Annotated in this window: 27 protein-coding genes; 26 read left to right on the top strand and 1 reads right to left on the bottom strand. The window is 36.6% G+C overall.

All coding sequences use genetic code 11. The annotated features are described in order from the left end of the window. Positions 1 to 207: 207 nt before the first annotated feature. Both DIZ30_RS12760 and DIZ30_RS12755 read left to right on the top strand, forming a co-directional pair. Complete coding sequence (locus tag DIZ30_RS12760) at positions 208 to 522, top strand: HNH endonuclease signature motif containing protein (RefSeq protein ID WP_109023284.1); 315 nt, start codon at positions 208 to 210, stop codon at positions 520 to 522. Next, the gene (locus DIZ30_RS12755; protein WP_086311086.1) at positions 506 to 745 is read left to right on the top strand and encodes a hypothetical protein; all 240 of its coding nucleotides are present in this window, start codon (positions 506 to 508) and stop codon (positions 743 to 745) included. Before DIZ30_RS12760 ends, DIZ30_RS12755 begins: the two co-directional genes overlap by 17 nt. 84 nt (positions 746 to 829) lie before the next feature. Here DIZ30_RS12755 and DIZ30_RS12750 read toward each other — a convergent pair whose 3' ends face one another. Then, positions 830 to 1648, bottom strand: coding sequence for a hypothetical protein (locus DIZ30_RS12750; protein WP_109023283.1), 819 nt, complete (start codon positions 1646 to 1648; stop codon positions 830 to 832). A 66-nt stretch (positions 1649 to 1714) separates the two neighbouring features. On the opposite strand from DIZ30_RS12750, the gene DIZ30_RS12745 reads away from it, so the two are divergent. The 24 genes from DIZ30_RS12745 (at position 1715) to DIZ30_RS12630 (ending at position 26172) form a co-directional block, all read left to right on the top strand. Continuing rightward, positions 1715 to 2170 carry a phage terminase small subunit P27 family gene (locus tag DIZ30_RS12745; RefSeq protein WP_109023282.1) on the top strand — a complete coding sequence of 152 codons (456 nt, stop codon included), beginning with the start codon at positions 1715 to 1717 and terminating at the stop codon, positions 2168 to 2170. Then, the gene (locus DIZ30_RS12740) at positions 2161 to 3951 is read left to right on the top strand and encodes a terminase large subunit (protein WP_109023281.1); all 1791 of its coding nucleotides are present in this window, start codon (positions 2161 to 2163) and stop codon (positions 3949 to 3951) included. Before DIZ30_RS12745 ends, DIZ30_RS12740 begins: the two co-directional genes overlap by 10 nt. Beyond that, positions 3951 to 5186: a phage portal protein gene (locus DIZ30_RS12735; protein WP_109023280.1), complete on the top strand. Its 1236-nt coding sequence runs from the start codon at positions 3951 to 3953 to the stop codon at positions 5184 to 5186. The genes DIZ30_RS12740 and DIZ30_RS12735 overlap by 1 nt, the downstream gene beginning before the upstream one ends. A gap of 34 nt (positions 5187 to 5220) precedes the next feature. Further along, positions 5221 to 5946 carry a head maturation protease, ClpP-related gene (locus DIZ30_RS12730; RefSeq protein WP_109023279.1) on the top strand — a complete coding sequence of 242 codons (726 nt, stop codon included), beginning with the start codon at positions 5221 to 5223 and terminating at the stop codon, positions 5944 to 5946. Further along, positions 5947 to 7083 carry a phage major capsid protein gene (locus DIZ30_RS12725; RefSeq protein WP_065763659.1) on the top strand — a complete coding sequence of 379 codons (1137 nt, stop codon included), beginning with the start codon at positions 5947 to 5949 and terminating at the stop codon, positions 7081 to 7083. Positions 7084 to 7156: 73 nt separating this feature from the next. Next, on the top strand, positions 7157 to 7519 hold the full coding sequence (locus tag DIZ30_RS12720; protein ID WP_065763660.1) for a head-tail connector protein: 363 nt from the start codon (positions 7157 to 7159) through the stop codon (positions 7517 to 7519). 85 nt (positions 7520 to 7604) lie between these two features. Then, positions 7605 to 7859: a phage head-tail adapter protein gene (locus tag DIZ30_RS12715; RefSeq protein ID WP_225610375.1), complete on the top strand. Its 255-nt coding sequence runs from the start codon at positions 7605 to 7607 to the stop codon at positions 7857 to 7859. Further along, positions 7852 to 8256, top strand: coding sequence for a hypothetical protein (locus DIZ30_RS12710; RefSeq protein ID WP_109023278.1), 405 nt, complete (start codon positions 7852 to 7854; stop codon positions 8254 to 8256). The genes DIZ30_RS12715 and DIZ30_RS12710 overlap by 8 nt, the downstream gene beginning before the upstream one ends. Next, complete coding sequence (locus DIZ30_RS12705; RefSeq protein WP_109023277.1) at positions 8253 to 8663, top strand: hypothetical protein; 411 nt, start codon at positions 8253 to 8255, stop codon at positions 8661 to 8663. The genes DIZ30_RS12710 and DIZ30_RS12705 overlap by 4 nt, the downstream gene beginning before the upstream one ends. A gap of 61 nt (positions 8664 to 8724) precedes the next feature. Further along, the gene (locus tag DIZ30_RS12700; protein ID WP_002315355.1) at positions 8725 to 9312 is read left to right on the top strand and encodes a major tail protein; all 588 of its coding nucleotides are present in this window, start codon (positions 8725 to 8727) and stop codon (positions 9310 to 9312) included. Between the two features lie 72 nt (positions 9313 to 9384). After that, a complete protein-coding gene (locus DIZ30_RS12695) occupies positions 9385 to 9852 on the top strand; it encodes an Ig-like domain-containing protein (RefSeq protein ID WP_002371755.1) in 468 nt (155 codons plus the stop codon). Positions 9853 to 9897: 45 nt separating this feature from the next. Beyond that, entirely contained in the window at positions 9898 to 10206 is a 309-nt protein-coding gene (gene gpG, locus DIZ30_RS12690; RefSeq protein WP_002337251.1) for a phage tail assembly chaperone G, read from the top strand. 194 nt (positions 10207 to 10400) lie between these two features. Next, a complete protein-coding gene (locus tag DIZ30_RS12685) occupies positions 10401 to 17168 on the top strand; it encodes a phage tail tape measure protein (protein ID WP_109023276.1) in 6768 nt (2255 codons plus the stop codon). A gap of 3 nt (positions 17169 to 17171) precedes the next feature. Next, on the top strand, positions 17172 to 17993 hold the full coding sequence (locus DIZ30_RS12680) for a phage tail domain-containing protein (RefSeq protein ID WP_109023275.1): 822 nt from the start codon (positions 17172 to 17174) through the stop codon (positions 17991 to 17993). 8 nt (positions 17994 to 18001) lie between these two features. After that, on the top strand, positions 18002 to 19045 hold the full coding sequence (locus tag DIZ30_RS12675) for a phage tail protein (protein WP_109023274.1): 1044 nt from the start codon (positions 18002 to 18004) through the stop codon (positions 19043 to 19045). Beyond that, positions 19045 to 20094, top strand: coding sequence for a hypothetical protein (locus tag DIZ30_RS12670; protein WP_109023273.1), 1050 nt, complete (start codon positions 19045 to 19047; stop codon positions 20092 to 20094). The genes DIZ30_RS12675 and DIZ30_RS12670 overlap by 1 nt, the downstream gene beginning before the upstream one ends. Then, positions 20094 to 20402 carry a BppU family phage baseplate upper protein gene (locus DIZ30_RS13875; protein WP_109023272.1) on the top strand — a complete coding sequence of 103 codons (309 nt, stop codon included), beginning with the start codon at positions 20094 to 20096 and terminating at the stop codon, positions 20400 to 20402. Before DIZ30_RS12670 ends, DIZ30_RS13875 begins: the two co-directional genes overlap by 1 nt. Continuing rightward, complete coding sequence (locus tag DIZ30_RS12660; protein ID WP_109023271.1) at positions 20399 to 22843, top strand: BppU family phage baseplate upper protein; 2445 nt, start codon at positions 20399 to 20401, stop codon at positions 22841 to 22843. The genes DIZ30_RS13875 and DIZ30_RS12660 overlap by 4 nt, the downstream gene beginning before the upstream one ends. Before the next feature lie 163 nt (positions 22844 to 23006). Further along, complete coding sequence (locus tag DIZ30_RS12655) at positions 23007 to 23300, top strand: hypothetical protein (RefSeq protein ID WP_109023270.1); 294 nt, start codon at positions 23007 to 23009, stop codon at positions 23298 to 23300. A 21-nt stretch (positions 23301 to 23321) separates the two neighbouring features. After that, positions 23322 to 23519, top strand: a complete 198-nt coding sequence (locus DIZ30_RS12650; RefSeq protein WP_002302122.1) for a phage holin — start codon at positions 23322 to 23324, stop codon at positions 23517 to 23519. Positions 23520 to 23529: 10 nt separating this feature from the next. Then, a complete protein-coding gene (locus DIZ30_RS12645) occupies positions 23530 to 24549 on the top strand; it encodes an N-acetylmuramoyl-L-alanine amidase (RefSeq protein WP_109023269.1) in 1020 nt (339 codons plus the stop codon). Positions 24550 to 24866: 317 nt separating this feature from the next. Further along, positions 24867 to 25445 (top strand): hypothetical protein, encoded by a 579-nt coding sequence (locus tag DIZ30_RS12640; protein ID WP_109023268.1) that lies wholly within the window; start codon positions 24867 to 24869, stop codon positions 25443 to 25445. Continuing rightward, the gene (locus tag DIZ30_RS12635) at positions 25442 to 25723 is read left to right on the top strand and encodes a hypothetical protein (RefSeq protein ID WP_109023267.1); all 282 of its coding nucleotides are present in this window, start codon (positions 25442 to 25444) and stop codon (positions 25721 to 25723) included. The genes DIZ30_RS12640 and DIZ30_RS12635 overlap by 4 nt, the downstream gene beginning before the upstream one ends. Further along, positions 25723 to 26172 carry a protein-export chaperone SecB gene (locus DIZ30_RS12630; RefSeq protein ID WP_109023266.1) on the top strand — a complete coding sequence of 150 codons (450 nt, stop codon included), beginning with the start codon at positions 25723 to 25725 and terminating at the stop codon, positions 26170 to 26172. The genes DIZ30_RS12635 and DIZ30_RS12630 overlap by 1 nt, the downstream gene beginning before the upstream one ends. The last annotated feature ends 221 nt before the right edge of the window (positions 26173 to 26393 follow it).

Raw genomic sequence — 26393 nt, 5'->3', positions numbered from 1 at the left:
TCGTGTTCTCTTAGACATAAAAATTCCTCCTGGTATGTTTTCTTCTAGTCTACACACCTTAATTTTTCTGTCTAGTTAATTGTAGCCTATCCAGACGATGAGTACCAAGTGCCCAGAGGAGTTAACGACATCACTATTGAGTATTATGATTCACCTAATAACAAGTACTTAGATAGAAAAATCATTGGGCACAAGAGAGATATGTAAATGAAAGAAGCTAGACCTAGAGACGAGATAGACAAACTCTATAAGACGAACAAGTGGAGGAAGCTTAGAGAACTAGTTATAGCAAGAGACTTTGGTGTATGCCAAGAGTGTCAACGTCGAGGGATAGTCACAAGAGGGATAGTTGTCCATCACATAATTGAAGCAAGAGAAGATATAACTAAGTTCTGGGACATTAATAACCTAGAGCTTGTTTGTCTTGCATGCCATAACAAAGAACATCCTGAGCGATCAGGAGGAGAAAAGAAAGTTAAGACGAGGAGAAAGGTAGTGAAGTTCTATGCCACAAGAGAATAAACAAGTGGATGTTAGCAGCACAACAATTAAAGACGCCGAAATACAACAAGTGGAATGGTTAAAAAAGGTAATAGAGCAGCTGGAAGAGTTTAAAAATAGAGTAAGTAAAGGAACTATCATTTTAGAGGAAGGATATTTTGATAAATCCTTGAATCTACCTGAAATAGATGTATTAAGAACAAACGGATTGAGGTTGAGTATTGATTACACCGAAGTAAAGTAGCCCCCCTACTGAGAAAAGTAGAAATAGGAGGGGGCCAAGACCGGTGAGCTCCCTCCTTTACACAAATACCGCTTTTCAAGTTTTTTAAATATAATTATTTATTTTAGAATTTATTCTATTTTCTTCTTTTCTTGTAGATTTTATATTTCTAGGATCTTTTTCGGGTGAATCAATTCTAATTACAGTATCAAACTTGTTCTTAATATCCTCATAAAGAAATACAGTACTTGTCATTAGAGAATGTGCCCTCTTTTCATAAGTATTATCTTGTAAACGAGCCTGTTTATTGCAAAAGTAAGATAACCACATCTGAATAGGGTGAAATAAATTGAGCGGATTTGAGCTTTTACGAAATTTTTCTAAATTGTGTTTATCTAGTATGAAAATGTTTTTTTGATTTATAAAATCTGAGTAGATAAGAACAGTTGCTGTATTATGCCTATCTAATTTCCCGGTCATTTTTAAGTACATTTTAAAAAAATTCCATTGTATAAGTTCGGAATCTAATGTAACTGTATGTTTTTTTACAATTGATGTGAATTTTATTGAAAATTTTTCCCCAGGTTGTATAAGAAAAAATGGTCTTGAAGAGTAAATGGATTTATTTTCAAAGTCTATATGATAAAAAAAACCCCAATTAGCTGGTTCTGGCCCCACATTTTGACAAACGTAATTTAATGAAAAAAGTGGTACACCATTCTCAGAGTAACTTCCATTATCTTTTTTTGCCCATTTTAAAATAGCTTCATCTTGGCTCAACTTCCAATGATAATTTGTCCACAAAATAGTAATGTTAGGATTTGATTTACTATCTCTTTTTAAAACCAAGTAAACTGAAAACATAGAAATAAGGATAGGAATATTTTCTTCAATAAATTTTATTATGATCATAATTATATTCATAAACGAACCCTCCAGGTTAAATATAACAATATTTTGCAATTAATAAAATAGAAAGAAGGTGATAAGATGCCACAACCAGCTAAAAGTGCTAAATTGCAATTGTTACAAAAAAATCCTAATAAAAAAAATACTAAAGAATTAAAGAAACGTGCAGATGCTGAAGGACGCTTGCAAATGAAAAGTGACAATATCAGAGCTCCTGAATGGCTGAATGAATCTGCAACAAAAGCGTTTGATTTCTTGAAAGAAGAATTGCTTGAGATAGATTTAATTACGAACGGTGATGTTTATCCACTGGCTATGTATTGCTATTGGTACTCAGAACATTTAAAACTGCAAAATCAAGCAGCCAGAGTGCAAAGAGATTATCCAGAAGATATTGGCAATCCACTGATCAAACAATTGGATACTTGTTCAAAAAACATGCGGTCTTTTGGAAGTGACTTGGGATTATCGCCTTCAGCTAGAGCTAAATTAGCTATAAAAATGGCTCAAAGCGAGGATGATGATGAATGGACTTGATGTCATTATCATATTCAGAACTTGAAAAATGGTGGGCTGATTACAAAGAAGAACAAGCTTCATGGGGAGGCATCTTATTAGAACCATATCCTGAGCTTTTAACCACTTGGTATGCTGAACGATTGATTGATGGATCTATACCTGCGAGCAAAGAAAACATTCTTGCTGCTAAACGTCATGTATTAGATTTAGAACGGCAAGGAACAGAAGAATTTCCGTGGATTTTCGATGAAGAAATTGGACATCGTCCCATTCGTTTTATTGAAGATAATTGCCGCCCGACTGAAGGTGACTTTGACCGATTTATTTTGCAACCATGGCAACATTTTATCATCGGTTCGATGTTCGGATGGATTCATAAAGACACAGGAATTCGGCGTTTTCGTGAAGCTTTGACATTCGTTGGTCGTAAAAATGGAAAGACATCTCTTATCAGTGGGCTATCTGCTTACATGCTTGGATATGATCATGAACAAGGTGCCAATGTCTATGTGTTGGCTAATGCAAAAGATCAAGCCTCTATTTTGTTCGATAAAACCAAAGAAATGGTGAAACAATCGCCGCGTTTGGATAAAAAATATAAGCCGCAAAGATCCTTAATTAAAGATGAGGCTACTTTCTCTAAAATGGAAGCTCGAGCGTCTGATAGTAAAAAGCTGGATGGCTTAAACACTCATTTTGCGATTTTTGATGAAATTCATGAATTCATTAATTTCAAATTGATCAATGTAATAAAAAAATCTCGTGGTACACGAAGACAACCGCTGATCGTTTATATAACTACAGCTGGTTATGTTCTTGATGGGCCGCTTATGCAATATTATGACAATGCACTCGATTGTTTAGAACATCTCGAAGATGGGCTAGATGAACGGGTTTTTTATTTTGTAGCAAAGCTAGATGATGTTTCTGAAGCGGATGATCCAAGAAACTGGATCAAAGCTAATCCAAATATCGGATTAATGTCATTTGTTGATTTGGTAACTGATTGGAAAACAGAACGTAATAGTCCCCAGGAACGAGCGGACTGGATCACTAAGCAGTTCAATCTATTTTCTGACATAGACGAACTATCGTTTCTGGATATGCAGACAATCAATAAGAATAACAAAATAATTGATTGGGAAATGATGGAAGGTGAAGAATGTGTTGGAGGATATGATTTATCAGAAACACAAGATTTCACGTCGGCTAATTTAGAGTTTCCTATTTACGAAACTGGAGAAATAGCAGTTCTAGAACATAGTTGGATTTCGCAAGAGAGATATAACAACGACAATAATAAACAACGGTTGGATACTTGGATAAAATCAGGTGATCTAACTGTGACACCAGGCAGTTATGTCGATTACCAGTTTGTTTTTGACTGGTTTGTTGAACAATCAAAAAAATATAAAATACTGAAAATCAGATATGACAGGAGAAACAGTTTGATTTTGAATCGGCAAATGATTGACTACGGGTTTGTGATGGAAGAGGCTATTCAGGGCTTCACTACTCTTGGTGGTCCGATGAAAGATTTGAAAGAACGCTTTTTAGACGGAAAAGTAATTTATAACCAACAGAAAATTTTTAGGTGGTATCTTTCTAACGTGAAGCTAGTTCAAGATCGTAACAATAATTGGATGCCGACAAAGCAATCGAAGAATAGGAAAATAGATGGTTTTGCCGCTGTATTGAATAGTCATGTCAGCGTAGTTGAAATGTTTGCTACAAAATCTAAACAGAGCGGAACCATTGGTTTTATAAGCGTCAGAGAAATGATGAGGGGAGGTAAATAATGAATAAGTTTCAAAAAGTGGTTAATAGAGTAACTCCAAAATTTATCAAACAGGCAATTATAAAAGATTACTCAACTAGTAGTAATTTCAAGGCTTGGTTTGGTAAAACTTTTTTTGGAATAGAAAATTCAACTCTTGAAACCAATGAAAATATTTTTTCGGTCGTATCTCGTTTAAGTAATACATTGTCTAGTCTACCATTCAAAAAATATCTGAATTACGATCAACAATTTGATGAGTCTATGGACCGATTAATATATTTTCCTAACAAAAATCAAACTTTGGACCAAATAATTAATGTACTTGAAGTTAGCAGGAATACAAATGGAAACGGCTATGCTTTGATTATTAGAGATTTTAGAGGGCAATTTGATACATTGGTCCCTTTCAATCCAAACTATGTTGAGCCAGTAATTGAACAGGATAGTAAAGAATTATGGTACCAAGTGAATAACGATGGTAAAACTTTTTATTTTCATAATACTGATGTTATTCATGTACGACATATAGCGGGAAATGGTAATTGGAAGGGAATAAGTCCAATCCAAGTATTGAAAAATTCAAATGATTTTGATAAAGCGGTTCGTGAATTTTCTTTAAAAGAAATGCAATCCTTACGAGATTCATTCATTTTAACTTATGCCACTAGCGTTGATGAAGAAAAAAGAAAAGCCGTAGTGGAAGATTTTAGACGTTTCTATGAAGAAAACGGTGGCGTGCTCTTTCAAGAACCAGGTGTGGCTATTGAAGAAATGAAACGGAACTTTGTAGCAACTGATATGAAGATCACTGAAGAAATTACTCGAGACCGTATTGCTAATGTCTATAACGTCCCTAGTATTTTCTTGAACTCTGACAGTAGCAGCTTCTCATCAAATGAACAGTTGATGCAACTATTTGTTAATATGACACTTACTCCGATTGTGAAGCAATATGAAAGAGAGTTTAATAAGAAAATACTTCAAAAAAACGAAAGAATAAAAGGTTATTATTTTAAATTTAACATGATGGGATTACTTCGTGGAGACAGTGATGCACGTCAAAAGTTTTACCATGGCGGAATACGCGATGGTTGGATGTCTCCTGACGAGGCAAGAATGTTAGAAGAAATGCCTCCACGAGGTGGAAAAGCTGCTGATCTATGGATTTCAGGTGATATGTATCCGCAAGAAATGGATCCAACATTAAGAAAATCGAATAAATCTAGTGAAACAGACGTAACTAAAAATAGTTAGGTCTTTTTTATTTTGCCTTGAAAGGAGGGTTGAAATGAAAAAGTTTTGGGAATGCAAACAGTCTGCTAATCAAAATGAAGCAGATGTTTTTATATTTGGAGAAATTGTCTCCTTCAAATGGGACGACACAGACACTACTGCAGCAAGTTTTCAAAAAGATTTGAAGGAGCTTGGAGAAGTTAGCCAGATTAATCTTCACATAAATTCACCAGGTGGTTCTGTTTTTGAAGGAATTGCAATTGGAAATATGTTGCGACAGCACAAAGCACGTGTTGTAGCTCATGTGGATGCTTTAGCGGCATCAATTGCCAGTGTGATTGTAGCAAGCTGTGATGAAGTCATTATGCCTGAGAACAGCATGTTAATGATCCACAATCCTTGGACAATTTCAATGGGAAATGCCAAAGCGCTACGTAAACAAGCAGATGATTTGGACAAAATAGCTGAATCTTCTGTAGTTACGTATTTAGCAAAAGCTGGTGAAAAGTTAACAGAAGAAAAAATAAAACAAATTATGGACGAAGAAACTTGGATGTCTGCTCAAGAAGCATACAATTACGGTCTTTGCGATGTGGTTGAGTCAGCTAATCAAGTTGCAGCTTCAATCAGTCAAAAACTGTTTGAAACGTATCAAAAAGTTCCAGAAAAACTTTTGGACTCTAGACAAGAAGACTCGAGAGACCAAGAAAAAATAGAAAAAATCGTTAAACATGCAAAACAAAACAAAGCCTTGATAGGCACAATTCTAGGAGGATTATAAATGAAAACACTGTATGAATTAAAACAAGATTTAGCTACATTAGGACAGCAAATTCAAAAACAAAACGATACGATTATGCAAAAAGCAACAGATCCAGGGACGAGCGCTGAAGAGTTAGTTCAAATGCAAAAATCAAAAGATGATTTACAGCAACGTTTCGATATTATCAAAACTCAACACGACCAAATGGAAGCAGAACAAAAGGCTAATTTGTCAAAAGGACAATTTACTACTTCTGAAAATCCTAAACAAAAAGTAATTGATGCAAAAGCAGAATTGATTCGCAAAACCATTGCAAAAGAAGCTGTTCCATCAGATGTTTTACAAGTATTAGGCGATGATGATGCATCAAAAGGTGGGAAATTCTTACCTAAAACAGTAGCTACCGACATTATCTCTGAACCGATTGTAAAAAATCCATTAAGAGATGTTTCAGCTATCACAAATATTCCTAATCTAGAAATTCCAAAAGTTTCTTTCACATTGGATGATGATGATTTTATTGCAGATATGGAGACAGCAAAAGAACTGAAAGCAAAAGGGGATACAGTAGCTTTTGGACGTCATAAGTTTAAAGTTTTTACTGGTATTTCTGAAACTATCTTAGCTGGAACAAATACGAATTTAGTTTCAACCGTAGAGCGTAATTTACAGTCTGGTGTAGCTGCAAAAGAGCGTAAAGTTGCGTTTGCTACAACTCCTAAAACTGGCGAAGAACATATGAGTTTTTATGACGAAACGGAAGTAAACATTAAAAAAGTCGAAGGTGAAGATTTATACAAAGCAATTAAAGCTGCTATTGCTGATCTACACGAAGACTATCGTGAAAATGCAAAAATCATGATGAAATATGCCGATTATTTAAATATCATCGAAACCCTAGCTAACGGAAGTGCCACTCTTTATACAGCACAACCTGAACAAATTTTAGGTAAACCAGTAATCTTTACTGATGCTGCTGTTACCCCTGTTATCGGAGATTTTTCATACTCACACTTTAACTACGATATCGGTGCGACGTACGAACAAGATAAAGACGTGAAAACAGGTGTTAATTTGTTTGTTGTCACAGCATGGTTCGATCATCAAATCAAACTAGCGTCAGCATTCCGTCTAGCTACGATAAAAAAAGTGTAGCCCCGGCAGTCGTCGGGAAAGTGACCCCGACTGCAGATGGGGCAACTATCGAACTTAGTTAGGCGGTGTATTCATGATTCTAGATCCTAAAAATGAACAAGATTTAGAAGAAATCAAAGAGGCGATTCGTGAAGATTTTTCTGACGATAATACCGGTATTAAACGATCTGCGGCAGCTGCTATTGCATACATCAAAGGAGCTATCGGACAAGATAAGCCTTCTTTTTATGAAACAGACAACGATTACACAGATCTTTTAAACCTTTCTATCTTGATGCTGACGGATCATTACTATCATGCACGCTCAGCTACCATTGAAACAGCGAATGCAACTGGGGGTTTAAGAGAGTATGACCTAGGGTTCAACTCTCTTATTCTTCAACTCAAAGCGAGTTATAAAGTATTCAAAGAAGGTGAGTTCACTGAAAAGGTCTAGTACAAGAAAATTAAATACAAAAGTTTTCTTTTATCAATATAAACCTTCAAATGGGCCTGAACCCGGTAATGATGAGGAAAAAATATTGTATAAAACAAGAGCTGAAATATACGATCCATCAATGAAGGACCTTGAAGTTTTGAATGGATTAGATAGTAAGTTGGCTGTCACTCTGGTGATGCGTGATCCGAGAAAAAAGTATACTCCGGACAATAAAGATTTCGCAGAAATAATTGATTACCGATACTCCGGACTCAGATGGAATATCGTGGAAGTACGACATGATTTAGCCTCGAATGAGTTTGTCACACTTTTATTAGCGGTGATAAACGATGAGTAACGCAAAGTTTGAAGGCGTTCAAGAAACAATCCAAGCTTTAGAGAAAAAGTTTGGAGAAAAGAAAACTAAGACATTAACAAAAAAAGCAATCAATGTTGGCGCTGAAAAAGTAGAAAAACAGTTGCAAACGGACATGACCGTTTTTAAAGACAAAGGTTATACGATCGATGAGGTTGTTCGCAAGAACGCTACGTATAGAGATTACAAGGCAGAAGCTGAAATCGGTTGGAATGGTCCACATCAACGATATAGAATCATTCATTTGAATGAATGGGGCTATACACGAAAAGGCAAACAAATTAGACCGAGAGGATTTGGTGTAATAACAAAATCGCTTAAGAATTCCGAGCCGTTGTACTTTGATGCTGTAGGGGAGGAGGTTAAAAAGAGTTTATGAAAGATATGCTTAATATCATTTATGAGGCTCTTTGTTTGAATGAGTATATTCATTCAATGACCTACAACGAGAATACCGAGCAATACCGTATTAAATTTTATGAGCAACCTGAAACCGCCGATAAAACAGGTCCAATGATCACAATTCGTCCTGTAGATACACCTAACGAAGCGTACCACGGAAGTAACAAAGAGCTTTCTGTGGAGCATATGATACAGATTGACGTTGAATCGAAATATAGAGCAACATGTAAGCAGATTCAATATGAGATAAAAAAAGAGATGAAAAAACTAGGCTTTGGCCAAATTTCCGGGCAAGGGTTAGATGAATACTTTTCTGAAACAAAACGCTTTGTAGACGCGCGTCGTTACGAAGGAAATACAAAAATTTACGATACCAAATATTAGAAATTAAGACACGAAAATAACGTGTCTTTTTTTTATTACCCAAAATTAGGAGGAAAATTTTATGACTTTAGTAGGATTCAAAAAAATGACAATCGGGGTCTTTGACAGCACAGGGAAGATTCCAGCAGCAAATCTATATGTAATTGAAGGCAAACAAGACGAAGGAGCAACTGTATCTGCTGAAATCAGTGGGCTATCAAAAGAACCATCAAAAGTTTACGGATCGAACATCGCTTACTATGTCTCTCAAAAAGGAACAGGCGATGTTTCAGCTACTTTTGGATTGTTAGATTTACCAACAGAAGTAAATGACAAAATTCTTGGTTACAAAACCGATACAAACAAAATCAGCTTCTTGGGAGAAGATACTGAGCCACCATATTGTGCAATTTTGATGGAATCGGAGGATTTGAACGGTGATACAGCAATGCTTGCGATGTTCAAAGGAAAATTCAGTCGTGAATCTATTAATCTTAACACTACGACAAATGAAGCTTTCGAACCAGAAGCAGAAGAATATGTATTTTCAGCGATTGCCAATGATGTTGAAGGTGATGCTAAAGGCCAAACAGTCGCAAAATATGTTGGAGACGAAGAAGCTTCTATTACTGCTTTGAAAGAGATGGTATTTCCTGCAGCGGGGGAGTAACTAGCCCCGTTGTTGGAGCAATCACTCCCACTATTAATGGGGCAACAGTTGAATTAAGTTAGGAGGATAACTATGCCAGATACATTTAAAATCTATAAAAAAAATGGTACTGAATTTACAAAAGTCGCAGAGGGTGAAAGTCCACTTTCTATTACTGGAATTGCAGCAAATACTCAAGTTGCTAAAGGAGATTATCAAGCTACGCGTGTGGTCGGAGGTCAAGAATCAGTAAAAGTAGATATTCCTGCATTCACCACTCTTCCAATTTCAGTTACTGGTGTGACGTTGGATAAAACGACAGCTGAAGTTGAACAAGGCGGAACCTTAAAATTAACTCCTACTGTAACACCAGCAAATGCAACAGACAAAACAGGAAGCTGGAGCAGTTCGAATACAGCTGTAGCTACGGTTACTGGAGGCAACGTTACAGTAAAAACAGACGCTGAAGTTGGCGGAACTACAGAAGTTTCATTTACTACTACGGATGGCGGTAAAGTAGCAAAATGTACTATTACAGTTATTGAAAAAGCAGCGGGCTAGTCTTCGGACTAGCTTTTTTATTTGGAAAATAATGGAGGAATCTAAATGGCAAAAGTAAGAATTGAATTGAAAGAAGAATCAGGAAAGAAAGTCTATGAAAACATAGACACAACAGGGAAAGATTATCGAAAAGCTTTAGAAACAATCAAAAAGCTAAATGAAGACGGAGTAATGATTTGGAATCGTTTAGACATTTATTTGGATTTTGCTGTAGGTATCTTCAGGGATAGCAAATTGACAGCTGAACAAATTCTTGATGGCTTACCATCTGAGAAGGTAATGAGCACATTGGACGACATCCTAGGAGAAGTAATGGGGATTGAAAGTAATCCAGACCCAGACGCAAAAAAGTAACACCCGAAGAAGCAGAAGAAATGTACTTAAACCTATGCAGAGAGTTAGTGAAAGCGGGATGGTCACTATCTGACATAGAAGATAATTCCTTTGAAATGATGATGAAAATTGCGTGCACTTCGCCTAAGAAAGAGAAACAAAAAGAAGTTGATCTTAAAGACTTCTTGAAATCCATGTAGAGAGGAGGTAAACATATGGCAAATGGAAAACCTTTAGGCAATATGATTATCAAACTAGACTTAGACAGTTCAGCTTTTTCAAAAGGTCTAGCCGGAGCTAAAAACGCTGTTAACCATCAAATGAAAGCAATGAAATCACAGATGCAAGTAATGAACTCTTCAGGAAATTCTCTCGGTGCTTTACAAGCAAAATACAATGGTTTAGGCGGAGTTCTACAAGCAAATGAAAAGCAAGTAGAATTGCTCACTAAGGCTTATAAGGATAGTTTTGACTCTAACGGAAACGCTACTGCTTCGACTGCTAAATACGCTAATCAATTGAATCAAGCAACAGCTAGATCAGCAAGTTACGAATCTCAGATGAAAACAACTGTTGGACAGATTGCTCGGATGAAAGTGGAAACGGAAGGGTTTACGGGGAAACTAAAGGCTAATTCTGATGTATTGATTAATTCTGGGAAAAAAATTGAAGCCTTTGGTAAAGGAGTTTCTGGGATAGGATCTGCCCTAACTGTTGGAGTAACAGCTCCAATAGTGGCAGGCGCAACTGCTGTTACTAGTGCAGCTATTTCATGGGAAAGTGCTTTTGCAGGTGTAAAAAAGACAAATGATGAAGTTGTAGACTCGAATGGAAACGTAGTTTATTCCTATAGCGACTTAGAGAAAGGTCTGCGTAATCTTGCCACCCAATTACCTGGTAGCCATCAAGAAATAGCAAATGTAGCCGAAGCAGCCGGGCAATTAGGTATAAAGACTGAAAACGTAGTTAGCTTCACTAAAACGATGATAGACATGGGTGAATCGACTAATATGTCGGCTGAAACTGCGGCAACTTCTTTAGCACGATTTGCTAATATTACCCAAATGTCTCAAAAAGACTTTGATAAATTAGGATCAGTCATTGTTGATCTAGGTAACAATTTTGCTACAACCGAATCAGAAATCACTGAAATGGGATTGCGGTTAGCGGGAGCTGGTAAACAGATTGGAATGAGCCAAGGCGAAATTCTAGGATTTGCTACTGCTCTATCTTCTGTTGGTGTCGAAGCTGAAGCGGGTGGGTCTGCCTTTTCGAAGGTCATGATCCAGATGCAACTAGCTGTAGAAAAAGGATTTGGCGCTTTTGATCAGCTGAAACAGATGGCAGAAGAACAAGGTGTTCCGTGGGTTAATTTAGTAAATGCTGTGAGAGACGGTGGAAAATCGTTAAAAGCAGTATCAGAGCAAATGGGATTCACTTCATCTGATTTAAAGAAAATGTATAAAGAAGCGGACAATTCGAAAAGTTCGCTTGAAAATTTTGCGAATGTGGCAGGTGTTACAAGTGAACAATTCCAGAAGTTGTTCAAGAGTGATCCTTCAGAAGCAATCATCAAGTTCATTCAAGGGCTGAAAGATTCAGAAAAACATGGTACTTCAGCAATCAAAGTTCTGGATGACATGGATATAAAAGAAGTTCGACTACGCGACAGTTTATTGAGAGCTGCAAATGCTAGTGACATATTCAAAGGAGCAATTGAAAAAGGAAACGGCGCGTGGAAACAAAATACAGCTTTAACAAATGAAGCTAATAAAAGATACGAAACAACTGAATCAAAGCTAAAGATATTGAAAAACGAAGTGATTGATACAGCAATCGATCTTGGAGGTCCATTTGTAGACGCGTTGCGTGATGGTCTAAATGTATCGAAACCATTGATAAAAAACTTAGGGAATATGGCGAAAGCTTTCTCAGCTATGAGTGATGATCAACAAAGAAACATTATCAAATGGGTTGGATTAGCAGCAGCAGCTGGTCCAGCGCTGAAGCTTTTAGGAACTGGTACTTCAGTAATAGGTAAAGTTACTTCAACTACTGGAAGATTGACGAAAAGCCTTGTTGATTTAGCAGCGAAAGCAGCAGAAAAGAAGGCTATGGATGCCTTTGCATCGTCGGTAACAACAGCTGGTGCTGCAGCTGCAAAGACAGCAGGAGCTGGAGGTATTGGCGGGTTAGTCCCTATGATGGGAAAAACAGCTAGTGCTGCAAGTACTGCTGCGGGCGCCAGCGGAATAGGCGCAATGACAACGTCACTAGGTTTGTTAGGTCCTGCTCTACTTGGTATTGTTGGCGTTGGTGGCGCACTGGCAGTTGGCTATGGAGCATGGAAATTATTTGGTGAAGAAGCTTGGAATTCCTCGCAAAGAGTAAAGCAATGGGGAACAGATGTCGGTGAGGAGATAGATAGTACTCTTGACGGAGTACAGAAGAATATTGAAGGTGCAAATGGTCAATTCGGTCTTCTCAAAGAGGGTTTTACTGTTGATGATGCAAATAATATGGCGGCTAATTTCGCAACCGCTGGAACATCTTTGGAAACATCTTTAACGGGTAGAATAAAGGCATTAGACGATGCACTAAAAGGGCTACCTCAATCAGTTCAGGATGCCATGAAAGAAGTAGCTGAATCAGAAGAAGAAACCTTAGGGCAATCTCTTTCTAAAATAAAAGACAACAATGAAGAAATAAAAAAAATCAGAGAAAGAGCCGCAAATCAGAACAGAGACTTGACTGTTTCAGAACTACAACAGATACAGGATCTAATGAAAGGAACTTCTCAAGCGTATGTGGATACGCTCGATGTTTCTGCTAAAGACAGAAAAAAGATACTATCAGCCATGAATGGTGATGTTGCACAAGCTACAGAAGAAGAAGCGAAGACGTGGTTACAATCTTTAGCGAAACAAAAAGCTGCAACTACCGAAAATTATAGACAAATGCTTGAAGAAAAAAAGGCGGCTTTAAAGGAAAAGGGAGTAAGCAAAGAATTCATTGATGCATTAGAAGATGAAATGAATGATTACATCAAAACTACAAATCAAGGATTCGATAGCCAAATAGCTGCTATAACAAATAAATATCCACAATTGATTAACGAAGTGAGTTTATCAAATGGTCAATTATTTAGCAAAACGGCAGCTGCTATGGACAATACTGGTCAGTATACAAAAGTTTTTCTCGAAAGTAATGAAAAGATTTTAGCCCAAGCGAAGAAAACATCGGATGAAATAGCAGATAATGCCGAAAAAAATGCAGAACAACTTGGTATGGTAGCTGATGAGGCTACGCATGCTGGATCAACTTGGAATGGCTTAGTTTTAGACGAAAAAACAGGAAAAGTAAAAACTAATGTACAAGAAGTAGTGAATGAAGCAACGAAGGATTTCACTAAATGGAATGAATTGAAACCTGTTGTTCATGATGCGAAACTAACAACGAATGCAAAAGATGTCATTTCCATAGCGGCAGTACAAAATGGCTATTGGGATGATATGGAATGGAAAGAAAAAGAAGCATTATTAGAAGATGAGTGTTCTAAAAATGTATACAAGGCTTTAGAAAATGCTGGTAAATGGAATGAGTTAGATATTCCTTCTAAAGAAGCAATCCTAACTTCAAATACTCCTGAAGTTATGGGTGAAACTCTCATGAATTTGGGATTATGGGATACTTACAAACTTCAAGTGAAAGATTTAGATTTGAATGCGTATAAAGTATACGATGCTATCGATGGATCAGAAGAAAAATTAAATAGTTGGGCTCAATTAGATAACCCCACAAAAGAATTGTTATTAGATAACTCAGATTTTTCTACAAAACTTTTTAATTCCGAAGAAATGTTTAAACGTTGGAATCAGTTATCATCTAATGCAAAGTTTCTTTCGGCTAATAATACTAAATTTACAGAGGTTCTTTTATCATCTGACAGAATGTGGAATCAATGGGTAAACCTTCCTGATAATGAGAAAAGATTACTTGCAGATAACGAAGATTTAGCTACCACTGTTTTATCTTCAGAAGAAATATACGGAAGATGGACTCAATTACCAGATAATCAAAAATATATGTTAGCTGACAATACTGACTTAGCAAACAAAATATTCGCTTCAGAAGAATCATGGAATGCATGGAAAGCAATTCCAGACACAGTTAAAAACTTGCTTGGTAATAATATTGATTTACTGGCTAAAGTGAAAGACGGGACTGTAAGTGTAGAAGAATATAACAAAGTTATGCCACTTCTTAAAACTCTATATGGAGATAACGTTAATTTAAAAGAGGCAATCAGTGGGGCTAAAAGCTCTATAGAGAATTACAACAAAAATATTTTTCCTAGTGATAAAACTGCAGTAGGACACGATGAGGCTTCACAAGCTGCTAAAGATGCATTTGAAGCGTTCAACATCTTCCAAACAAAAATACCAGATAAAATTACTAAAACTGTATCAGCTGACTTTATAGGTCCTATGCCGAAAAATGCGAAAGGAACAAACTTCCATCCTGGCGGAGCAGCTATGGTAAACGATCAAAAAGGGCCTACTTATGAAGAGCTTATAACCTTGCCAAGCGGAGAAACTTTTATACCTAAAGGACGTAATGTCGTTTTAGACTTACCAAGAGGTTCGAAAGTACTGAACGCCACTAAAACTAAACGTCTAGTGCCTAAATATGCTGATGGTATAGGAAACATAACGACGGTTTCATCTACGCTAAACTTAGATGCTTTAATTTTAGCTATTAACGAGCTAACGACGGTATTGAGAACTCAACTGATGGCAGGAACGACTGATGCTAAAGATACTAAACTATCAGATGAAACAAAAGTTGCCGATCCGATTATTCCGGACAGTCTTTCTGAAAAATCAGATCAGTATCTAGGAATTGGAGCTCAATGGTTAACTAATCTAATGAATGGTTGGAACTCAGCGGTTCCTCAATATATGAATAGTGAAATGGTTTTTATTACAAACTATCTCAATGCGCTAAAACTTCAAAACAATCCTAATTATACGCAAGGAGCAACATGGAATAAGAACTTACTGAATGGATGGAATAGTTTAACTGGGACCTTTATTGCTACAATCAATTCATTTTGTAATCAAGCAATGGTCACGCTTAGAAACTACAACACTCCTATGTACAACAATGGCCGAACGTGGCAGCAAAATAATCTTAATGGTTGGAATTCATTGTATGGATCATTCATAGCCCGTGTAAATCAGCTTGGTAACGATTCGATTAACAACCTTCGTTCTAAAAGTGGTGGTTTTTACAATGCAGGGACATTCTTGTTGCAATCTTTAATAAACGGAATGAATTCGTTAGGTAATTCTCTTTCTACTACAATGAACAATGTCGCTAATACAATGGTTGGTGGTATAGGCAAAGGAGTTAATGGCGTCATATCGGGAGTTAACTATGTGCTTAAGGAAGTCGAATCAAGTAAGAATATCGGAAACTGGCCAATTCCACAATACGCTAAGGGAACTGATGGACATCCTGGTGGACTTGCTATGATTAATGATCAAAAAGGCCTAGTTCACGAAGAATATGTTCAGATGCCAGATGGACGTAGTTTTATTGCCAAAGGTAGAGATCTTCTTGTTAATTTGCCTAAAGGTGCTCAGGTCTTAAATGCTTCTTTAACAAAGAAATTAAAGGAACGTTTAAATATTCCACACTACGAAAAAGGTATTGGCAATTTAGATATTGTTGATTTGTTAGATGATGAAAAAAGAATGTTAGAATTCTTAACTAGCAAAGTTGATTTTTCAGGCATTAATGAACCATGGCTTGATATGACTAAATCAGGAACGTCATTAATGTCCAAAGCTGCAAATACAATGCTTCAATCAAAATTAAGTGAATTCTTCACTCATGGCAATTTTGATGGTGCAGTAAATGCCAATGGTGTTTATCAATATTTAGTTGATGTGGCACAGAAAGTAATGGGTAAGTTCCCCGGACTTACAGTAACTTCTGGATATCGAGCAGGAGATGCCTACTATCACGGAAAACGGCAAGCTATCGACTTGGCTTATCTAGGTATTTCTGGAGATCCGAGATATACAGCAGCAGCAAATTACGCTTTTGAAAAATTCCCTTCAAAAATTGCGTATGTCATTACGAATGGACGTGTACGTGACCGCATGGGATTATCTGGAACAAGGTCAAGCGGACAATGGACGAATTGGCCAGATGGCGATCACTTCGATCATATTCATTTAAACGGTTCGATGGGGTCTGGCGATATATTCAATGGAGGAGTTGGAGGAAGTGGTGTTGCACGCTGGCGTTCTTATGTGTCTAAAGCATTGAAAATGAATGGATTACCAGCTACAGCAGCTTATATAAATGCCTGGATGTCCCAAATCCAAACGGAATCTGGTGGTAATGAGAAAGCAATCGGCGGCAATGATGGACTCGCTGAAGGCAATGCAACAGGATTACTTCAAACGAAACCCGGAACTTTTGCAGCTAACGCTTTTCCTGGTCACGGAAATATTATGAACGGATTTGATAACATGTTAGCAGCAATCAATTATGCTAAGAAACGTTACGGAGTTGCAGGTATGTTGCAAGTTATCGGGAAAGGACATGGATATGCCAATGGCGGATTAATTACCAAAGACGGACTATATCGAGCAGGAGAAGGAAATAAACCAGAAATGGTTATTCCATTGACAAGAAAAACAAGAGCTATTGAATTGATGGGTCAAGCATTAGCTTTCCTTTCTGGCGATGACAAGAAAGGCTCCAACACTGCAAATACAGCTGATAATTCAGCAGAGCTTGTAACTTTGATTAAACAGCAACAAAAACAGCATAATGAGTTAATGATGATTCTTAGAGCGATTCTTGGAAAAGATTTAAGTCTCAAGTCTTCTGACATTGGGCAAGCTGCTAATCATTATATGGGCTCTGATTTGAATAAACTTCGATATACGAATGGAGGTGTTTGATAATTGTTTTACAAATTACAGTTCAATCAAAATGGGAAGTTGTTTGATCCGCAAAGAAAAGAAAAAATTGTATGTAAAGAAATCAAACGTCAAGCACCAGTGTATGAAGTGAATTACGAAGATTTTGAAGGGACGAACGGTAGCAGAGAATCTAATGCTAGTTTTCGTCCTTTTGAATTAGTGCTGACTTTTGATATCTTTTACAAAAATAAGCATGATAAAGAACTGCTATTAACAGAGTTCTATGAGCTAATTTTTGTTGGTTATCAATATTACATTTCCTATGATTTAAGCCCAGGGAAAAGATTTAAAGTAAATCCAACAAATTTCGAAATTACTGAGGAAGAGAACGATTATTCTACGATAGAAATAACCTTTAATATTCCATCAGGGAGTGCTGAATCCATCACCACTACTTTGTCTGATTTTAACCTAGAGGAAGAATGGCAGTTCTCGCAAGGTCTAGTGGCGGAAGATTACAAGTATACGCATCAGACTAGTCACTTCATTATTTACAATGCTGGAAGCTTTGAAATTGATCCACGTGAACATTATCTGCGGATCGCATTAGAAGGAGAATCAGAAGGAAATGTGACGATTTTCAATAAAACAACTGGCGATCGATTTATTTACTATCCAGCACTTTCTACGAATCTCGGACAGACATTAGTCTTGGATGGCGTGATTCCAAAATTGAACGGTGTAAGTTGTGGAATCAATACGAATCACGGTCTGATCAATTTGGTTGAGGGAGTCAATGAAATCGAGATCCAAAATATTACTCGCGTGAAATCTTCATGGGATTTCCGTTTCTTATATAAGTAGGTGATTGAGTGACTGATTTAATTATTCGAAATTATGAACAAACCAAAGAAGAAATCCTTGTCGACTATGACAAGGGTTCTTTTTATGAAAATTGGCAACAAAATGAAACGTGGGAGATCGGCTTTACCGTTACCAGCAATTCTTTGAATCAAGAAGTATTTGATTTAGTCGAATACGAGTCTTCTGTTTTCTACAACGGACAGGAATTTGTAATCAAAGAAATGACTCGCAAAGCACTTGGACAGTTGTTAACGAAACAAGTAGTTGCGACACATATCTATTATACCGTTCAAGATGGCTATCAGTACAACACAGTAACTGGTGCGAGATCTATTAGTCAGTTACTCACGCATGTATTTAGTGCAGGTAGTCGCGGCTTTACATGGGAAGTCATTGATCCAAATAAGAAATTTCTTACAGTCGAACAAGAAAACTTCGGCAATGCGAATTACTTGAAGCTGATCAATGAGATTCTGTCTGACTATAATGCAGTCGTGATTCCGAATAATAAACATCTAACGTTCTATCCTGCTAGTGAGTACGGCCAGCGGACGGAAGAACAGATTCGCTATAAATACAATACAGATGAAGTGTCATTCGATATTGATACGTATTCTTTGAAGACGCAAATCAAAGGTTATGGAAAGTTGAAGGATGGCGCAAATACTGAGAATCCTAAAGATAGTGACTATAGATTTACTCCTATCACTTACACAAGTCCTGAATCACAGAAGTGGGGAATCAGGATACAAGATCCTGTTAAAGACGAGCGGTATACCGTATCAGGGAACATGCTCGAGCGGTTAAAGACAGACTTGCAAGACTATCCAAGTATTTCGGGATCCGTAACCTTGAAATGGAAAATCAGTCCCAACAAAGGTGATCACGTTCCATTCATTTATGAACCTTTGAATATCAATACGTACATTCAAGTGGTAGGAATCAAGACGTATCCAGCAATACCAAATAAGCCACCAGAAATCACATTGAGTAACACAAAGAAAACAATGACGTCGATACTCGCTGAAATGGCACAGAAAGGAGTGATTTGATGGGGTTATTAAAATTAATTAGTAATCGTATTTCTGCAGAATGGAAAGAGAAATTTAATAAAAATATTGACTATCTCAATGATCTTGAAAAGAAATTGTCTGATCAAGACAAATCAACGAACAGTCGTATTGATAATCTCGTAATCAACTCGGGCGGGGATTCGCCAAACGAAGTAGTGGATGCACGGGTAAATAATAGAGGAGAAACCTTTCCTACGTTACACGGCAGATTGGTAGAACATGAAAACCTAACAGATGAACAAATTAGTGAATTAATTACAAATGCCGCTAGTCAAAAAGCACAAGTGGAGCAATTAAACAAAGCAGTCCAACAAATCATTGGAGGGTATAACGAGCCCATCAATATTTATGTTTCAAAAGATGGAAACGACCAGACTGGAGATGGATCCCAAGAGAAACCATTTCTCACGATCCAAACTGCAGTTAATTCAGTTCCGCTCATTACTACTTCATCTGTCACCATTTGGATTAGTGATGGGGTGTATTTGGAAGACGTAATTGTCAACGGTTTAACGTTTAGATCGTTTGTCATACGTCCTTTAAACGATACCAGAACATTAGACCCTCAAGTATCTGATTGTCCAGTTAAAGTTAGAAGTATTATGTTCGCAACGTGCACTGGCTATTGTCAAATCGTTGGAATGCAGATCGTTGACACTGCAAATTCTCCACTTTTTCAAGGAAGACAGTATGGAATTGTCAATGAACAGAGTGGCTATATGGCTATTAGTCAGTGTAAATTTGCGGAGAATACTAAATCATTGGCATATAACGCTGTATACGTAGGTGGGACTTCTAAGATGAATATGTATGGTTCAACAACATTCATTAATCAAGACATAGCTGTGCAAGTTCGTCTGCTATCAGAGTTTAGTGTGGGCGACTTGAAGGGTTCAGGCAATAACATTGGGGTGTACGTTGATGCAGCAACTGCTAGATATGCCAAGCTAGCTGCAGGATTTGCGACAATTGAAAATAAAATTATTGGCAGAGGTTTGATTATCAATAATGGGCAGGTGTTAAGTTAATGGTTTATAAAATGAATGAATCGATCATTGTGATTCAAGCAGAAGCCACTAGTCCAAATAGGACGAATGTTGTTTTTTGGTCGCATGATCGAGGAACAGCTAAAATGCTTTTTCAACTGCAAAAGGATTATGTTAATCAAACATTAGCTGAAGGAACGGGCGTGAGAATTTCAAACACCGTTTCAGGAACAGAAAACAATATAGTATATCGATCAGAAGGATCAACTATTTATCGTGCCACTGGCGCTTCGATCAGCGGTACCACGATGGAATCTAAAACTTATGGTGGGCAGGTGTTCGCAGGATGAACGAAGATAACAAGATTTTTAAAACAAATGAGATTTCGATTGAGATCAGTCCAGTCGGGGAAGCTATTCAAGCTAAAGACATTCAGTATTTTTCGTATGATGAGAATAGCGGCCTCCAGCTGATCCATATTTTGATGGAAGGCAAGCCGCTTGATTTACCCAACGGAACAGAAATCCGACTTTCTGCCGTCAAACTCAATAATCAAAATCAAAAATTGATCTATACTCCTGAAATTGTTGATCCTCTGAAGGGAATCGTCTCTTTCGTTATCCCACGAGAGTTTTTAGGATATCAGGGGCAGATTCGATGCGGGCTATATATCAATTTTTCAAATAATCAAACGATGCACGTTGGGTATTTTTATATCAACATGGGGGTATCCGATATTGACACAAACCTAACGGAATTCACCGAGGATTTTTGGCAAGGATGGAGCGAATTTGAGGCTGGTTCGACTGCTAAAATGCAAGAGTTAGAGCGACGAATTGACGAGCAAACGGAAATTTTTAATAACGCTGATGTTTATAATAAGGCTGAAATTGAAGATAAGCTAGAACCGTTTGCACTTCGGACGGATATCGACACATTGGAAACTAAAAAAGCGGATAAAACGGTAGTTAATCAGCTCGAAATAAGCAAAGCAGACAAAACAGATCTGGCAAACTCAAATCAAAAAATTGATGAGCTTGCTGCTAATAAAGTTGATAAAGGCGGCGCTGGTCAAGTCACTTGGGGTATGATAGCCCAAGACGTACGAGAACAGATCTCTGGAGATAAAGTAGCGATAGTTGGAAAAGATTCGGTAAGCGGAATTGCTAATATTATTGATGGCAGTGTCCCATTAGCAGATCTAAGCAACGATTTAAAAAATAATCTAGCAGAGTTTGTTAACCAAGACTTAGAAGTACAAACCGGATTTTTAACGTATGCAAGTACGAATGTAAACACGTTAAATGTGAATTCCTTATATAAAACCGTAGTGTCGGAATGTGAACCGGGTCAAGTTTGGAGTTGTGATACGAAGGTAGATACTTCTGGGACATCTGCTGTCATTTTCTGGAAAGCGGATGGGACATTTTTAAGTGACCTGGAACGCACCACAGGTAAAACATATAAAAATTTCCAATTTTCCATCCCTGACAAAGCCTTTTATGTTTCTACGACGTCGCTATCTTCCGGAATAGTTCCTACTTTAAGATTAATGACACTAAAAAATATTCCGAATATGGAAGCAGAAATTAAAAATGTAAAGGACCGCTTGTTAATTTATGATACCCGAGACTTAGAAGTTAAAACCGGGTTTTTGACATATGCATCATCAAGTATTAATAGTTTAACCCCTCATAGTGGCTACCGAACTATCGTGTCGGAATGCGTTGAAGGTCAAACGTGGAGTCTGGATACAACGGTAGATGCGGATGCGCTTTCTGCTTGCATTTTTTGGAAACAGGACGGTACGTTTTTAACAGATTTAGATCGCGGTGCTGATAAAACATTTATTGGTTATCAAGTCTCAGCGCCAGAAAATGCCTACTTTATTAGCGTTACATCATTAGCATCAGGTGTCATGCCTGTTTTAAGATTGGCAGCGTCCGGAAATATTGATAGTTTAGATAAGCGTATAGTTAATTTAGAGTCAGAAATGGCCAATACTTTTAAAGACAAAGTAATAGTTAATTTTGGTGATAGTATTTACGGGAATACGCCAGCTCCAAATGATATATCCACTGTTATTGCTAGTAAATTAGGGGCGACAGTCCACAATTTAGGTTTTGGCGGATGCATGATGGCCAAACGTGCAGAAGGTACGGTTAACGGCGAGGAACAGTCTCAATACGATGCGTTTGGTATGCACGCGCTATCCTACTCAATAGCTAATGCCGATTGGACGGCTCAAGAAGCTGCGTTAGGTGCAGGAAACACTTTGCCTGCTTATTTTAGACCCGCTTATAATCGGGCCAAATCAATAGATTTTGAAAAAGTTGATATCGCTACAATAGAGTACGGCACTAACGACTGGACACATATAGCCGGTAGCTATCAGATCAATTTGGATAATCCGAATGATCCATATGATTTAACGACCTACAAAGGCGCTTTAAGATACTCGGTTGAAAATCTGTATCAAATTAATCCTAAAATACAAATCGTATTGACGTCGCCGACTTATCGTTTTTGGCTGAATTCTGACGGAACTTTTTTGGATGACAGCGACACAAGGCTTATCCGAAATCGAAAGCTTACGGATTTTGTACAAGCAATGCGCGAGGTGGCAATTGAGTACAAATTACCGTTTTTAGATAATTATCATGAGCTTGGTTTTAATAAGTACAGTCGCACTCAGTTTTTCTCGGGAACGGATGGCACACACCCAAATCCTGCTGGCAATTTTGTAATCGGATCTAAAGTTGCCAATTTTTTTAAAACAAATTGTTGGTAAATTTTATGGCAATCAGCTTAATCGCTGGTTGTCTTTTTTGTTGGTCCCAAACTAAAAAAATGAAAAGGAAAGTGAGCCTAATGGGTATGAAAATGATACTTTGGGCAGAAGAGATTGCTAAATAGCAGTCTCTTTTTATATTTTTCGGAAAAGAAGGTGAAGCATGTTAAATGTGGGAGAATTAGCGACGTGGGCTGGATGGGTAATGACAATTATTGGCTTAGTTGCATTTGTTGTCCGGCCAGTAATGAGTAATTTTACGAAAATAGCAGAAAACTTAACCAAACTTAGTCACAGCTTGGATCTGTTAAATAGAGATTTAGAAGCCAGCAAATCTGATCGCATTACTATTCATGAAGAACTAAAGAAACACGATGAAAGACTAGATACACATACAGAAAAATTGGTAGAACACACACAACAAATTAAAACTTTATTTAGAGAAAGATCTAGGTAAAAAGAAAGGAGTTAAGAAGAAATGATTTTACCCGATAAGTATTATCAAGTCATTAAATGGACAGTTTTAACAGTATTGCCAGCCGCTTCTGTGTTAGTAGCCACGTTAGGCAAAGCCTATGGATGGAATGGAACAGATATGACAGTGCTGACTATCAATGCAGTAGCAACATTTTTAGGTGTTATCACTGGTGTGTCGGCTTATAATTTGAAAAAATAGGAGGAAACAAATGAAAAAGAAAATTACTATTACTGCGATGAGCCTATTAATGGCTCTTTTTTTATTGCCAATTAATGGATTTGCCTATACGATTAACAATGAATTTAATTTGGGCCCAAACGAAGGTAGCTCACAAGTAGCAAATAATCAGTACATTTTACTGCATGAAACGGCTAATGAAACAGCAACAGGACGCAATGAAGCGCAGTATATGCAACGTTCATGGACTAGCGCTTATACTGCTTATATTGTGGGAGACGGCGGAATTGTTTATCAAGTCGGTCAACCTGGTTATGTGCAGTATGGGGCTGGTTCATATGCTAATGCCAACAGTCCTGTGCAGATTGAGTTACAACACACACATGATAAAGCAACTTTTGAAAAGAACTATAAAGCATATGTTGAATTGGCTAGAGATTCAGCAATAAAATATGGTATTCCATTAACATTGGATACTCCTTATAACCAACCAGGAATCAAATCGCATTTATGGGTAACGCAAAATATTTGGGGCGATCATATAGATCCTTACGGTTATCTTTCTGAAATGGGCGTAAGTAAAGAAAAATTAGCATATGATTTAGCTCATGGATTTATCGATGAAAATCCGACAACTTCTGAAAACAAGCCTGTCATTGATCCAACACGAGCTGGTGCAGCTAATCCGACTTTAACAGATGGAACGAATCATTCTCACATTGATCAGTTCGGAGAAATCGAAAACGCAAACTTACATGTGGCTGGATGGCACATTGCTAATTATAAATACGAGTACATTTTTATCATGGACTATAATACTGGGAAAGAACTAGCTAGAGCAAGAGCTGATGGGATTTATAGACCAGACGTAAATCAAGCTTATAATACTTTAGGAAATGTTGGTTATCATGTTTCTTTCAATATGCGTAATTTTCCTAACAAGAAAGTATACGTTATGATGCGTGCTACAAATGATCCAACAGGAAATACTAAAGGTGGAGTACAAGATTTTCATGACAAGCTTTGGTATTTAAATATTCCGAAACGATAAAAAATAGCCCCTCGTTGAGGGGCAGTACATATAGTTTTCAATATAGTTGCTAATATTGTTAGCTAATTTGTAAGCAAAAATGTTTACGAATTTAGATAGTAAAAATACAGTTTTTTCCTTATATACAGGCACTTTTACTATTGATCTACTGTCAGATAAGTTAACAAAATTGTTAACAAAATTAGCTAATTTGATTGACGTTCATGAATCTAAAATGCTATAGTTGGTTTGTAAGGTATTGAGCGTAAGTTTTACTACAAAAATTTTTTTGTACACTTTTTTATTGTTAATATTACTCAATTGGTGGAATTATATTTATGATAGGATATCATGGAACAAGTAAAGATTGTGCCACAAAAATTATTGAATCAAAAAATTTTAATATTGATAAATTTGTAATAACTGGAGATTTCAAGATTCAGGATCGTCAAAAAATGCCTAATGATTTTGGTTCAGGTATTTATATGTTCTTAAGTAATGAGCACTATGATGGTATAAAATGCGCACGTAAATATGCTAGTGTTTTTAAAGACAGACCTTCATCGGTGTTAGAAATAAATATAAATGATGATATAAGATGTCTTGATTTTGGAGATAAAAAAACCAGTGATATATTTATAGAATTGAGAGAAAAGATATTTGAGCGTATATATTACAACTATAAAATATCTGTGAAAGAAAGTGGAAGTAAGAAAAGAGCGAATTTAGACGGTATAATTATTGAGTTTTTGATTCAGCATAAATATAAAAATGAAATAGATGCTGTTATGGGAGAAAGCTATACTCCGTATTACAATGAAGACCGCAATATTTCTAATTTTCCAAACGGAAAAGAATTATGTTTGAGATGTAACAAATCTATATGTTGGGAATTATGTAAGGAGGTAAAATTATGACTTACAATAAAATTGTTTTAGATGAAAGTATCCTAGAATTAGATAGCTGGTTACCTCAGGAAGCAATCGATGCTTTAACAGAACTAGTTTATGATGTCGAAATAGACAGACGAGAATCAAATTTTGAAATTTTCAAGTTATCAGAAGCATCACTTGAGAGTATTAATCTACTAGTAACAAAAGAAAATTCAATTATTAAGGTAGATGAAGTACAATATTCTGAAGTTAAGAAAGAATCTGAATTTGAATATGGTATAGTGACACAGGAGGCTGCTTAATGGCTTCAATAATTTTTAAGGATTATATTATAGAAAGTTCAAATTATCGATCAAACCCAAACTTTGAAAAACCTCATGAAGAGTATGGATTAGTGATTGAAGAAGATATTAGTGCTGAAGTAGGAATAAAAGATGATAAAGGATATGTAAAAATTAAAGTTATATTAAATAAAGAAGATGATATTAAATATATAAATAATACACCTTTCTTTTTAGAAGTTGTTATAAGAGGAATATTTTCTCATGAGTTTGAAAAGGAAGAAAAATCTCAATTAAAAAGTCTTTTAGGTAGCAATGCATTAGCAATTCTGTATCCTTATCTTCGATCATATATAACATTTTTAACGGCAAACACAAATCAATTTCCAACCTACATTCTTCCAGTAGTAAATTTTGCAAAGTTGGTATCTGATGAGGAAAGAATAAGCTTCATCAGATTTGATGACTAAATAAAATAACGAAAAAACCGTATGTAATATGCGGTTTTTTATTGATTAAAAATATATTTGATTGAGGTGATGTTTATTCAGTTTGTGAGAATTTCAAAAGATTATCAGTCTCTAAAAAAACAACGTTATAACTCTAAATAAAAAAATAGCCCTTCATTTTTGAGGGGAAGTACATAATTATATTGAAAACTATAAAATCATTCGATAAAATAGTAATGTTA

It is taken from the genome of Enterococcus sp. H57 (assembly GCF_003112495.1).
Taxonomy (GTDB): domain Bacteria; phylum Bacillota; class Bacilli; order Lactobacillales; family Enterococcaceae; genus Enterococcus_B; species Enterococcus_B faecium.
The sequence above is the reverse complement of the archived record's forward strand: the minus strand, read 5'-3'. Positions and strand labels throughout refer to the sequence as shown.

What these genes read in the sequence shown, in the direction of transcription:
- DIZ30_RS12760 (WP_109023284.1), top strand. Translation starts at nt 208, where the DNA reads ATGAAAGAAGCTAGACCTAGAGACGAGATAGACAAACTCTATAAGACG.
- DIZ30_RS12755 (WP_086311086.1), top strand. Translation starts at nt 506, where the DNA reads ATGCCACAAGAGAATAAACAAGTGGATGTTAGCAGCACAACAATTAAA.
- DIZ30_RS12750 (WP_109023283.1), bottom strand. Translation starts at nt 1,648, where the DNA reads ATGAATATAATTATGATCATAATAAAATTTATTGAAGAAAATATTCCT.
- DIZ30_RS12745 (WP_109023282.1), top strand. Translation starts at nt 1,715, where the DNA reads ATGCCACAACCAGCTAAAAGTGCTAAATTGCAATTGTTACAAAAAAAT.
- DIZ30_RS12740 (WP_109023281.1), top strand. Translation starts at nt 2,161, where the DNA reads ATGGACTTGATGTCATTATCATATTCAGAACTTGAAAAATGGTGGGCT.
- DIZ30_RS12735 (WP_109023280.1), top strand. Translation starts at nt 3,951, where the DNA reads ATGAATAAGTTTCAAAAAGTGGTTAATAGAGTAACTCCAAAATTTATC.
- DIZ30_RS12730 (WP_109023279.1), top strand. Translation starts at nt 5,221, where the DNA reads ATGAAAAAGTTTTGGGAATGCAAACAGTCTGCTAATCAAAATGAAGCA.
- DIZ30_RS12725 (WP_065763659.1), top strand. Translation starts at nt 5,947, where the DNA reads ATGAAAACACTGTATGAATTAAAACAAGATTTAGCTACATTAGGACAG.
- DIZ30_RS12720 (WP_065763660.1), top strand. Translation starts at nt 7,157, where the DNA reads ATGATTCTAGATCCTAAAAATGAACAAGATTTAGAAGAAATCAAAGAG.
- DIZ30_RS12710 (WP_109023278.1), top strand. Translation starts at nt 7,852, where the DNA reads ATGAGTAACGCAAAGTTTGAAGGCGTTCAAGAAACAATCCAAGCTTTA.
- DIZ30_RS12705 (WP_109023277.1), top strand. Translation starts at nt 8,253, where the DNA reads ATGAAAGATATGCTTAATATCATTTATGAGGCTCTTTGTTTGAATGAG.
- DIZ30_RS12700 (WP_002315355.1), top strand. Translation starts at nt 8,725, where the DNA reads ATGACTTTAGTAGGATTCAAAAAAATGACAATCGGGGTCTTTGACAGC.
- DIZ30_RS12695 (WP_002371755.1), top strand. Translation starts at nt 9,385, where the DNA reads ATGCCAGATACATTTAAAATCTATAAAAAAAATGGTACTGAATTTACA.
- gpG (WP_002337251.1), top strand. Translation starts at nt 9,898, where the DNA reads ATGGCAAAAGTAAGAATTGAATTGAAAGAAGAATCAGGAAAGAAAGTC.
- DIZ30_RS12685 (WP_109023276.1), top strand. Translation starts at nt 10,401, where the DNA reads ATGGCAAATGGAAAACCTTTAGGCAATATGATTATCAAACTAGACTTA.
- DIZ30_RS12670 (WP_109023273.1), top strand. Translation starts at nt 19,045, where the DNA reads ATGGGGTTATTAAAATTAATTAGTAATCGTATTTCTGCAGAATGGAAA.
- DIZ30_RS13875 (WP_109023272.1), top strand. Translation starts at nt 20,094, where the DNA reads ATGGTTTATAAAATGAATGAATCGATCATTGTGATTCAAGCAGAAGCC.
- DIZ30_RS12660 (WP_109023271.1), top strand. Translation starts at nt 20,399, where the DNA reads ATGAACGAAGATAACAAGATTTTTAAAACAAATGAGATTTCGATTGAG.
- DIZ30_RS12655 (WP_109023270.1), top strand. Translation starts at nt 23,007, where the DNA reads ATGTTAAATGTGGGAGAATTAGCGACGTGGGCTGGATGGGTAATGACA.
- DIZ30_RS12650 (WP_002302122.1), top strand. Translation starts at nt 23,322, where the DNA reads ATGATTTTACCCGATAAGTATTATCAAGTCATTAAATGGACAGTTTTA.
- DIZ30_RS12645 (WP_109023269.1), top strand. Translation starts at nt 23,530, where the DNA reads ATGAAAAAGAAAATTACTATTACTGCGATGAGCCTATTAATGGCTCTT.
- DIZ30_RS12640 (WP_109023268.1), top strand. Translation starts at nt 24,867, where the DNA reads ATGATAGGATATCATGGAACAAGTAAAGATTGTGCCACAAAAATTATT.
- DIZ30_RS12635 (WP_109023267.1), top strand. Translation starts at nt 25,442, where the DNA reads ATGACTTACAATAAAATTGTTTTAGATGAAAGTATCCTAGAATTAGAT.
- DIZ30_RS12630 (WP_109023266.1), top strand. Translation starts at nt 25,723, where the DNA reads ATGGCTTCAATAATTTTTAAGGATTATATTATAGAAAGTTCAAATTAT.